General features: G+C 38.1%; 11 protein-coding genes. 9 read left to right on the plus strand and 2 right to left on the minus strand.

Translation table 11 applies throughout. The features are described 5' to 3' along the window. The first annotated feature begins 124 nt into the window (after window positions 1-124). The 5 genes from mutY to RM529_RS03295 all read left to right on the plus strand — a co-directional run bounded on the left by mutY (window position 125) and on the right by RM529_RS03295 (window position 4,610). Window positions 125-1,171, plus strand: coding sequence for an A/G-specific adenine glycosylase (gene mutY, locus RM529_RS03275; RefSeq protein ID WP_311483324.1), 1,047 nt, complete (start codon window positions 125-127; stop codon window positions 1,169-1,171). A gap of 100 nt (window positions 1,172-1,271) precedes the next feature. Then, window positions 1,272-1,736 (plus strand): single-stranded DNA-binding protein, encoded by a 465-nt coding sequence (locus RM529_RS03280; RefSeq protein WP_311483325.1) that lies wholly within the window; start codon window positions 1,272-1,274, stop codon window positions 1,734-1,736. A 22-nt stretch (window positions 1,737-1,758) separates the two neighbouring features. Beyond that, window positions 1,759-3,081 (plus strand): gliding motility-associated protein GldE, encoded by a 1,323-nt coding sequence (locus RM529_RS03285; RefSeq protein WP_311483326.1) that lies wholly within the window; start codon window positions 1,759-1,761, stop codon window positions 3,079-3,081. Continuing rightward, entirely contained in the window at window positions 3,078-3,641 is a 564-nt protein-coding gene (gene gldD, locus RM529_RS03290) for a gliding motility lipoprotein GldD (protein WP_311483328.1), read from the plus strand. The genes RM529_RS03285 and gldD overlap by 4 nt, the downstream gene beginning before the upstream one ends. A 63-nt stretch (window positions 3,642-3,704) precedes the next feature. Beyond that, the gene (locus RM529_RS03295; RefSeq protein ID WP_311483329.1) at window positions 3,705-4,610 is read left to right on the plus strand and encodes a DMT family transporter; all 906 of its coding nucleotides are present in this window, start codon (window positions 3,705-3,707) and stop codon (window positions 4,608-4,610) included. Between the two features lie 55 nt (window positions 4,611-4,665). Here RM529_RS03295 and RM529_RS03300 read toward each other — a convergent pair whose 3' ends face one another. Beyond that, complete coding sequence (locus RM529_RS03300) at window positions 4,666-6,726, minus strand: M16 family metallopeptidase (RefSeq protein WP_311483330.1); 2,061 nt, start codon at window positions 6,724-6,726, stop codon at window positions 4,666-4,668. Between the two features lie 18 nt (window positions 6,727-6,744). Further along, window positions 6,745-8,070 (minus strand): M16 family metallopeptidase, encoded by a 1,326-nt coding sequence (locus RM529_RS03305; protein ID WP_311483331.1) that lies wholly within the window; start codon window positions 8,068-8,070, stop codon window positions 6,745-6,747. A gap of 174 nt (window positions 8,071-8,244) precedes the next feature. On the opposite strand from RM529_RS03305, the gene RM529_RS03310 reads away from it, so the two are divergent. The 4 genes from RM529_RS03310 (at window position 8,245) to RM529_RS03325 (ending at window position 10,431) form a co-directional block, all read left to right on the plus strand. Then, entirely contained in the window at window positions 8,245-8,709 is a 465-nt protein-coding gene (locus tag RM529_RS03310) for a DUF4199 domain-containing protein (protein ID WP_311483332.1), read from the plus strand. Between the two features lie 108 nt (window positions 8,710-8,817). Continuing rightward, window positions 8,818-9,315: a 50S ribosomal protein L21 gene (gene rplU / locus RM529_RS03315; protein ID WP_311483333.1), complete on the plus strand. Its 498-nt coding sequence runs from the start codon at window positions 8,818-8,820 to the stop codon at window positions 9,313-9,315. Between the two features lie 29 nt (window positions 9,316-9,344). Then, window positions 9,345-9,605 (plus strand): 50S ribosomal protein L27, encoded by a 261-nt coding sequence (rpmA, locus tag RM529_RS03320; protein ID WP_311483334.1) that lies wholly within the window; start codon window positions 9,345-9,347, stop codon window positions 9,603-9,605. 247 nt (window positions 9,606-9,852) lie between these two features. Then, window positions 9,853-10,431 carry a DUF3332 domain-containing protein gene (locus tag RM529_RS03325; RefSeq protein ID WP_311483335.1) on the plus strand — a complete coding sequence of 193 codons (579 nt, stop codon included), beginning with the start codon at window positions 9,853-9,855 and terminating at the stop codon, window positions 10,429-10,431. The last annotated feature ends 570 nt before the right edge of the window (window positions 10,432-11,001 follow it).

The following is an 11,001-nucleotide window of genomic DNA, read 5'->3' on the forward strand; positions in this document are numbered from 1 at the left end:
TTTATAATTGGGGTTTGAATTTTCAAGGGGGCAAATATAAGAATTATATCTTCAATATTTCAAGCCTAATCCATTAAATAATAACGGAATAAAGATTTTATATTGCAGGCAGAAAATTAAATTTATGCAATTTTCCAATGTCTTGATTAATTGGTACTTAACTAGTAAACGTGACTTGCCGTGGCGTAAAACTAATGATCCTTACAGGATATGGCTAAGCGAAATTATGCTTCAACAGACGCGGGTAGAGCAGGGAATGCCGTATTATTTTCGGTTTATTGAAGCTTTTCCCTCCGTTTTTCATCTTGCGGAAGCTTCTCAGCAGGAGGTCTTAAAGCTTTGGCAGGGACTTGGTTATTATTCCAGGGCCAGGAACCTGCACGATACGGCAAAATATATTGCTGAAGAATGCGACGGAATTTTTCCTGACAATTATAAGGAGTTAAAAAAATTAAAAGGAGTTGGGGATTACACGGCTAGCGCGGTTGCCTCTATTTGTTATAATGAACCGGTCGCAGTGGTAGATGGAAATGTTTACCGTGTTTTGGCGAGATATTTTGGTAGCGATACACCAATAAATTCTTCTGCCGGAGTTAAGGAGTTTAAAGCTCTGGCTACAGAATTGCTGGATAAAGAAAACCCTTCAGCTTTTAACCAGGCGTTAATGGAATTTGGAGCACTGCAATGCAAACCAAAAAACCCTTTGTGCGTGAGCTGTCCTTTTAATAATAGTTGCCTTGCTTTAGAGGAGAATAGAATTTCAGAATTACCTGTAAAGCTGAAAAAAGGCAAAATCAGGCATCGGTTTTTTAATTACCTCGTTTTTTATTCCGAAGAAAATACGACACTTCTTCATCAAAGAAAGGGAAAGGGAATCTGGAACGGATTATATGAGTTTCCTTTAATTGAAACAGAAAAGCAGTTGACTGCTTTGGAATTCCTGTCCCTGGAAGAAATAAAGGAGAAAACCGGTGAGAATTCTTCTATTCAATTATACAATGAAAAACCTGTGGTCCATAAACTTTCACATCAGCATATTTATGCACGTTTCTGGCTGGTTAGTCTAAAAAAAACACCCGCCAAGGGGATTCCGATGTCGAAAATTGCCAAATATCCCGTTCCGGTTTTGATTCAGAATTTTCTTAATGAATATGAACCTGCGGACTATTGAGCAAAATTTGTCCAAATTTTATAGTTTTGACGTTCCTAAGCCGCTAATTTTTTCAGTATTTTACATACAGTTATAATTGCGCAATTAAAATAAAGAAGAAATGACAGGAACACTTAACAAGGTAATGCTCATTGGGCACACGGGAGATGATGTAAAAATGCATTATTTTGAAGGTGGTGGCGTTATTGGCCGTTTTCCCCTGGCGACCAATGAAGTTTATACCAACAGGACCACCGGAGAGAAAGTAAATAATACTGAGTGGCACAATGTTGTGGTGCGAAACAAGGCTGCTGAAGTTTGTGAGAAATATCTTAAAAAAGGAGATAAAGTTTACATAGAAGGTCGCATCAAAACACGTAAATGGCAGGATGACCAGGGTAACGACAGGTATTCTACTGAAGTGCAATGCACAGAATTTACTTTTCTTACGCCTAAAGGTGAAAGTGATTCTGGGAGCCAGTCTCAAAATTCACCAATGTCAGAAACGAAAAGCCAGTCAAAAAATGATAACTTTGCAAATCAACCGATTGGTCAAAACGAAGAGGAAGACGATTTGCCATTCTAGAGTTTAACTAAAATTTTCGCCTTTGGATCCGGAACCTCCCAGTTTGCTATTGCTTTGGGCCGCTTTCGACATAACCGATGTAATAAGTACCTTAATCTTATTGCTACTATTGCTATGTTCTGCACTCATCTCTGGTGCTGAAGTTGCTTTTTTTTCACTTACCCCCGCTAACTTTGTTACAGAAGATGGGAAGAGAACAAAGACCCAGGAGATTGTTATTAAGCTTCTTGATAAACCTAAAAAATTACTGGCTACTATCTTGGTAGCAAATAATTTTATAAACATTGCTATAGTTCTACTTTTTGATTCGCTTGCAGATGATTTATTTGGAGCGACAGATATGGAATTTATGGGTGTTGATTTTAGGTTTATAGTAGAAGTGGGCCTTGTTACTTTCCTTATATTACTATTTGGAGAAATTCTCCCCAAGGTGTACGCCAGCAGGAATAATGTAAAATTTTCTGGAATTATGGCTTATCCGCTTAATTTTTTAGATACGGTTTTTTCTCCGCTTAGTACTCCAATGCGTGCGGTAACGTTATATATTCAGGATAAATTTGGTAGAAAAAGATCTTTTATAAGTATAGATCATCTCTCGCAGGCGCTGGAATTAACAAGTGAGGAGGATACCACAAGGGAAGAACAGAAGATTTTAAAGGGGATTGTATCTTTTGGAAATACAGATACCAAACAGGTGATGCGCCCCAGAATGGATATTTTTGCATTAAATGAAGCCGACAATTATAAGGAGATCATACCTGCAATTATTGAGAACGGCTACTCGAGAATTCCTGTTTATAAAGAGAATATAGATAATGTTTCGGGAATACTTTACGTTAAAGATTTACTGCCCTATATAAACGAGCAGGTATTTGAATGGACAACTCTTTTAAGGGAGCCTTATTTTGTCCCGGAAAACAAGAAACTGGATGATTTGTTGAGCGACTTCCAAAGTAAAAGAAATCACCTGGCGATAGTGGTAGATGAATATGGGGGGACCAGCGGTCTTATTTCCCTGGAGGATATTATAGAGGAAATTGTTGGAGATATAAGTGACGAATTTGATGATGAAGACTTAATTTATTCTAAACTGGATGAAAGTAACTTTATCTTTGAAGGAAAAACTTCATTAAAAGATTTTTATAAGATTATAAAACTTGAAGATACTTCTGCTTTTGAAGAGCAAAGGGGAGAAGCGGAAACATTGGCCGGTTTCTTGCTGGAGATTTCTGGCGGTTTTCCCAAAAAGAATGATGAAATTATTTTTCTTAACTATACCTTTAAAGTAGAAGTAATTGACGACAGGCGTATTAAGCAAATAAAACTGAATATCGCACCGGTATGAACCTAAGTAAATCTTTGTTCTTATTATTAACGGTACTCTTCTTTGCATGTGCAGATGATCCCCAGCCCAAACCAAAAGGATTCCTGGCGCTGGAATATCCTGAGCCGGAATACTCACGTGTTAACTTCGGCTGCCCGTTTTCTTTTGAAAAAAATGATCTTGCCACTTTGGCTCCTGCCAGGGTAAACATCCCGTGCTGGTTAAACCTGGAGTATGAGCTTATGAACGGATCTATTTATCTTACGTATCAACCGGTAAACAATAACCTTGATTCCTTACTTCGTGATGCTCAAAAATTGCCATTGCAGCACACGATTAAAGCCGATGCCATTGAAGGTGATATCTATACCAATGATATTCGAAATACCTATGGAATGTTTTACGAAGTTTCCGGAAACGCAGCCTCACAGGCTCAGTTTTATTTAACAGACAGTACAAATCATTTTTTAACAGGATCGGTGTATTTTGATAGTTTACCGAATTACGATTCTATTGTCCCGGCGGCAGCTTATCTTAAAAAAGATATCCGTTATTTGATGGAGAGCCTGGAGTGGAAATAAATTTTGCACTTTTACTTTGAAGCTCTTTTAGAATATCGATTTTTGCAGCTCTAAAAAATTGATATGCCTGCTAAAAATCTAAAATGGACTTATCTCGTCCTGCTTTCCCTGGTTTGGGGAAGTTCATTTATTTTAATTAAAAAAGGACTAATTGGTCTTTCTGCTGTTCAGGTAAGCTCTTTCAGGATAATTTTTGCCGCGATTTTCCTAATACTGGTGGGGTTCAGAACTTTGCTGAAGTTGAAATCAAGGCAGTGGAAATGGATAATTATTTCCGGTTTTCTGGGTTCCTTCTTTCCTGTTTACCTCTTCTCGTTTGCAGAAACCGAAATTGACAGCGCAATAGCCTCTATTCTGAATGCAACCACTCCTTTATTGACCCTCCTTTTTGGAGCTTTCTTCTTTGGTGCGGTTTTTACGCAGAATAAAATCCTGGGTGTCATTATAGGGCTGATTGGTACATTTGGGCTAATTCTAAGTGGTGCCAGTGTAAATCCAGATCAGAATTATTTTTATTCTGGTTTAGTGATACTTGCCGCAGGATTTTATGCTGTAAATGTAAATATCCTGAAGACGTATATGCATGATATTTCGGCCCTGGGGATAGCTGCGGGTAATTTCTTTGTTCTTCTTTTTCCGGCTCTGGCAATGCTTTATTTTTCAGGATTCTTTAGTACTAATTTTACTGAAGGTGAAATGCTTTCTTCTATTGGCTATGTGGCGATATTGGGCATTTTGGGCACCGGGGTTGCAATGATCATTTTTAACCGACTTGTGCAAATTTCAGATCCCGTTTTCACCACCTCAGTCACCTATACAATTCCTGTTGTAGCACTAGGCTGGGGTTTAATGGATGGGGAGATATTTACTTTCTGGCAGCTCTTTTCCGCATCTGTGATTCTGATAGGTGTATTTATTGTGAATCGAACAAAAAGCATCTATACCAGGCGTAGAAAGCAGTTTCATTAAAGCAAAAGAGCCGGTTTTCCTGAGAAAACCGGCTCTTCTAACATTAATAAAATTCTTATTCCTGGAAATCAGCCTCGCTTATTCCTTCGTTGATCATGATTTCAGTTACATCAAACTCAAATGTCTGTGGGCCTGCTGCCTGGGTCATTTTAAAAGGAAATTTCACTCCTTCTACTTCCTGGTAGTCGCTGTAGCCCGTTGGTATAGACATTGTTTGCCCTGCCTGCGCTACCGTTTGCACCGTTTGCAGTTTCAAGCCGCTTTCTACGCTGTAGTAGGCTTTGTTGTTTTCATTTAAAGCAACAACATAAGCATCAACACCTTCAACGCTCTCAATCCCTTCTAAAGTAGCATCACCGGCTTTTAGTTCAGGAAACGGATTGGCATCTATTTTAGCAGCTGTGATCTGATCTTCGTTGTAAGGCATTTTTTGTCCCTGTGCCACCACAAATCCAGATTCACCATCAAATACCTGCTTGCTCATTACATTCCCGCCAACAGAAACTTCCTGGTTTAGCTTACCGTCCGCAGTTCTTTTTAATACGAGGTTTAAAGCCATTCCCTGTACTGAAGCTTCAGCTTTCATAACAACGCTTTCTATTTCTTCTACAGCATTACGGCCACCAATAGCTTCGATATAATCCTGGTAAACCTTTACTACGGTTACAGAAGGATCAACTTCTTTAGCTTGCGGTTTTTCAACTTCCTCACCTAGCTTATTGTAATATCTAACCGGAATGGTTTTTTCGTTAAACTCTATTTTCTCCAGGTTTTCAGCGATTTCTGAAGCTTTACCTGCTATTATTAACCTCATATTATCGGTCTGATAATACTTGTTGGCGACACGCTGAATGTCCTCTGCAGTAACCGCATTGATATTTTGAAGAAAAGTTTCGTAAAAATCTTCCGAAAGATCGTTGGTTTTTACATTAAGTGCGTAATTGGCAATTGTAGAAGGTTGTTCTAAGCGTAAAACGAAATCACCGGCAAATTTACTTTTAGCGTTTTCCAGCATTTCAGGATCTACAGGCTCAGTCTTAATTCTTCTTATCTCTTTTAAAGATTCTACAATTGCACTATCGGTTACAGCGTTTCTCACACTTGCCTGGGCAACAAACCTCGAAGCATACTTATCGGCTCCTGTGCTGGTTCTTGCTCCGTATGTGTAACCTTTGTCTTCCCTAAGGTTCATGTTGAGGTAACTTCCAAAGCTGCCGCCCAGTATTTGATTTGCAACTAGTACCGGGAAGTAATCCTCATCAGACATTTTAAGGTCTATAGTGTTCTGAAGTCTTAATTCGCTCTGTACCGCATTCGGCATATCCACCAGGTTGATTTGAGTTTCGTCAACATTACCGACTATTGGCAGGTCCTTCTCGTTTGGAGCACCAGCTTCCCAACTACCAAAGTTCTTCCTGGCTAATTTCTTTACTTCAGATGTCTTGACATCACCCACTACAACAAGATAAGCATTGCCCGGTTTAAAATAGCTGTTGTAAAACTTCTCAACATCTTCTAGAGTAACATTTTCGGTATTTTCCACGGTAGCAAATTCCCCGTAAGGGTGATTGGCACCATAAGCTAAAGCTGCACTTACGCGGCTTGCGATAGAGCCCACATCTTTATTAATGGATTTTAAGCCTTCTACCTGTTTGTTCTTTTCCGCTTCAAATTCTTCCTGTGTAAATTTTGGCCTTAAAGCTCCTTCAGCCATAAGTTCCATTACCCGTGGGAAAAACTTGGAAAGGGAACTTGCATATACGCTTTCTGATCCAAAACTTATACGGGCTCCTAAAAAGTCTATTTCCTCATTAAAATCATCTTTAGACATATTCTCGGTTCCGGTGCCCATTAAAGAAGAAACCAAGTCAGAAGTCGCCGGTTTTTCTTCAGCGTGTGGTTTATTATCTAGAATTAAAGAGGCAGAGACTCGTGGTAATTTGTGATTTTCTACTACTAGAACTTTTAAACCGTTGCTAAGTGTAAATTCATCTGGCTGCCCAAGGTTGATCTTTGGTGCCGGTCCTGGTTCCGGTTGTTTAGAACGGTCTACCTGTGCAATTGCCGCTGTAGTCAAAAAACAGGCAATAAATAATGTTATAATATTAAATTTCATTCTTTCTATTTTTTTAATTTATTCCTTTTCGCTTTCAGGTAAGTAGTCTAACTCGAGTCTTTGGTTATCGTTTAGATATTCATTTGCAACTCGTTTAATATCTTCTCTTGTGATATCTCTGTAGATTTCAATCTCTTCGTTAATAAGATCGGTGTCTCCATAAAGTACATTGTATGTGGCAAGGGAAGAAGCAATTCCCTGGATGCTACTATTTGAATTTACAAAACGGTTCTCGAATTTATTCTGAAGTTTTTGGTATTCTTTTTCAGAGATCAATTCCGATTGAAGTTTGTCAATTTCTTCATCCATAGAAGTGGCAAGGGTATCTAACGGAGTTTCTCCCAACGCAAGAGCGCCCATTACGTAAGTTCCGTAATCTTCCTGAGACCTTGGAAAAGCCAATACCTGTAGTGCAGTTTTTTCTTCGTCTACCATTTTCTTGTACATTCTGGAGCTTCTGCCATCTGTAAGGATAGAAGAAATCATATCTAAAGTATAAGCGTCTTTTTCTATCATAGAGGGCGTACGGTAAACAAACAGCTTAGCAGGAATTTGAATATTGCTGTCGTATTCTGTAGCGGTGATAGCCCCGGTAATGGGCTCTTCTTTTATTGAGACACGCTCTACTTCATTTGCTTTAGGAATCTCGGAAAAATAATCCTTAATCATTTCCCGTGTTTCTTCAATCTCAATATCTCCGGCCACTACCAGGGTAGCATTATTTGGTCCGTAGTATTTATCGAAAAATGCTCTAAATTCTTCAAGTTCGGCTGCATCAAGATCTTCCATGGTGCCAATTACTGAATTTTTGTAGGGATGCTTGTCAAAAACATATTTGTTGATACCAGTAGAGTAAATAATCTTTCCGTATGGCGCATTGTCTATACGAGAGCGCTTTTCTTCTTTCACGACCTCATTCTGGGTTTCTACGCCAATTTCATTAATAACCGGGTGGAGCATTCTTTCAGATTCCATCCATAGACCAAGTTCAAGGTTATTAGAAGGGAATGTTTCGTAGTAATATGTGCGGTCCTGTGTGGTGTTGGCGTTATTACTACCGCCATTAGCGGCAACAATATCGAACCATTTTCCACGCTCAATATTTTCAGTGCCTTCAAATAAAAGATGCTCAAAAAAGTGAGCAAAACCAGAACGGCCAACTTCTTCGTCTTTGGCACCTACGTGGTACATCACTCCAACGGTGACAACGGGAGCTGTATTATCCTGGTGTAAAATTACATGTAATCCATTGTCCAGGTCATACTCGGTAAAGTCTACCTCCTGGGCAATTGCGCAGACCCCAAAAAATAGGGCGATGGCGGTGGTTTTAATCTTGTGGATCATTTTTAAGTTGTTTTTATTAATGTCTAATATAAGTAACAAAAAAGTTGAATTTGTTACATAGAAGATTTTTTTATTGAAGGCCCCCGTTTTATTGAGCTTCAGTTATAAATTAACAAGGCCTTAAGGCAAAAAATGCAAGTTTTTTCTGAAATTTACTATGAAAAATCAAAAGCAATGAAGAAATTAAGTACTCCAATAAAATTCGGGCTCGGTATTGCGGCCGCTCTTATTGTGTATTTTTTGATACTATCACTATTTGGGCTTCATAAATATCCTGCTTTTAGTATTTTTAACATGGTGATATTAGGAGCGGGCTTATATTTTGCTATTTCAGGTTATAAAAAGGAAGCAGGGCCCAAGTTTAAGTTCAGAAAAGGCTTTATGGTAGGATTAACTGCAGGCTTCCTTGCCACCGCAATATTTACAGTCTTCTTTCTTGTTTATGCTACAGAAATAGATACAGAGTTTATGGAAAAGGCTATGCCGGTTTGGGTGACAGATTGGTCTTCTACTGTAGGTTTTCTGCTGGTAGGAGTTGCGCTGGCTGGTTTTGCCAGTACCCTGGCGCTCACTTTTGCCTGGGTGCAATTGCATAAGGTCTCCAGGAATACAGAGGAGGGTAAAGAACATACGTTATAAAATTAGCGCGTAAAATATATAAACACTTTGTCAATTAATTATTTAGGAGTATATTTGCACCCGCTTGAAATAAGCACAATTATCTTTAAATAATTAATTAAATACGCTATGTACGCAATTGTAGAGATAGCAGGGCAGCAATTTAAAGTTGCAAAAGATCAGAAAGTATTTGTACACCGTTTGGCGGGAGAAGAAGGGGACAGCGTCTCTTTTGATAATGTTCTTCTTACCGGTGATGGTGACGATATTACTTTAGGCGCCCCGGCTATAGAAGGTGCTCTCGTGGGAGCAAAAATTACCCGCCACCTAAAAGGAGACAAAGTAATTGTTTTCAAAAAGAAAAGACGTAAAGGTTACCGTGTTAAGAATGGACACCGTCAATCTTTGACAGAAATTCAAATTGGAGACATCACTTTAAAAGGTGGTAAGAAATCTTCTTCTTCAGAAAAAACTGAAAAGAAAGAAGAAACTAAAGCTAAGTCCGACAACCAATCTGAAGATTTAAACAACTACACGGTTGTTGAATTGAGAGAGATGGCGAAAGACAAAGGAGTTGAAGGATATTCTTCAATGAAGAAAGCAGAATTGGTTGCTGCATTAAGCTAATTTTATTAATATACTAAAACTAATATAAGATGGCTCACAAAAAAGGAGTTGGTAGTTCCAAGAACGGTAGAGAATCAGAATCGAAACGCTTAGGTGTAAAGATATTTGGAGGTCAAGCTGCCATAGCCGGAAATATCATTGTAAGACAAAGAGGTACTGCACACAATCCAGGTGAGAATGTGTACGCAGGAAAAGATCATACTTTACATGCCAAAGTAGACGGCCTTGTAAAATTTACTAAAAAAAGAGATAATAAATCTTACGTTTCTATCGAACCGTTTGAGGCTTAAAAAGCTTTCTTTTTTTAAAATAATAAAACCCTTCTGAAATTTTCGGAAGGGTTTTTTACTTTCATAGCAAACCAGAAATACGAAATATCATAGTCGCAGCGTTTCTCTATCTGGTGGTGTAATTGCAAAGTTTTAGGATTATCTTACATAAATTTTCGAAAATTTTAAGATTCTCGGTCCATGAGCTAAGTGTATGGCTTTAGTATTTTTAGTACTTTTCGTAAAATTAACTAAAAACAAAATGATTATGAGAAAACTTTTAATGTGTAGTGTATTATCATTAGCTTTTTTAAGCACAAGTTGTTTGGGTTCCTTTAGTGCCTGGAATGGACTTAGGGACTGGAACGAGGACGCGGCCGATAACAAATTCGTCAACAATGCAATTTTCTGGGGATTAAATATTATTCCTGTTTATCCGCTGTTTTATGCGGGAGACGTATTGATTTTTAACGTGGTTGAATTTTGGAGCGGAGATAACCCTGTAGCTATGAATGAGGGCGAATCTCAAAAGCAGCTTATTGAAAAGGACGGTGTAAAATACGAAATGATCGCTACTAAGAACGAAATCAAAATTAAGGTGCTTTCTGGTGATAGAAAAGGAAGTGAATTAAAGATGGTTTTCGATCCTACAGATAAATCATGGAATGCGGTTAAAGACGGTGAGAAGATCAAGCTTTCTTCCTATGAAGAAGGTTTCTACATAGTTTACTTACCCAATGGCGAAGAAGTGAAAATTAAACATGGAATTTCTAAAGAAGAAGGTCTTGCTTTAATTAACGGTAAGATTGCTCTTTACGAGGGATGCATGGTGGCGAGCCTAAAATAAAAAGAATATTATTTATTCATAAGAAGGCTGTTAGAAAATACTTTTTCGTTTTATCATTCTTGAAGCATTGGTAGAAACGATTAAAGGATTTTCTAATAGCCTCTTTTGTTTTTATAGGGTTTTCACAGATTCGATTTTGGATATCAGCAAAAGAAATCGTTCAACATAGATTTATCTCTTTTTATACCTCGGAAATATTTCGTTGATCAAAATCTTTTTGATGAACATAATAGCAGATAGTTTCTGGAGGTGCCAAAATTTACTTACAGCATTCATTATTTCCTAGCCCGCGGATTTTGTTAAAAAATAATCCCCTTAATTGCTGCTCTTATTTTGGTGGTTGTGATGATCTTAATTGCCGTAAGCCAGCGTAAAAGTTTATATAATTCTGAAATTATCTCAACTGGTAACTACAGAGCGATAATTGGCATTTTAAAGCCTTCATCCTAAACTGAAGCAGGAAACAGGAGATAAGAATCAGGATGCTTTCTGAAATATTTTTCTACGGAAACATTTAGAGAATAGTCGTGGATTTGTGGTGAAACTAAAGGTCGATAATTGCTATTTTGG

Source organism: Autumnicola edwardsiae (assembly GCF_031846505.1).
Taxonomy (GTDB): domain Bacteria; phylum Bacteroidota; class Bacteroidia; order Flavobacteriales; family Flavobacteriaceae; genus Autumnicola; species Autumnicola edwardsiae.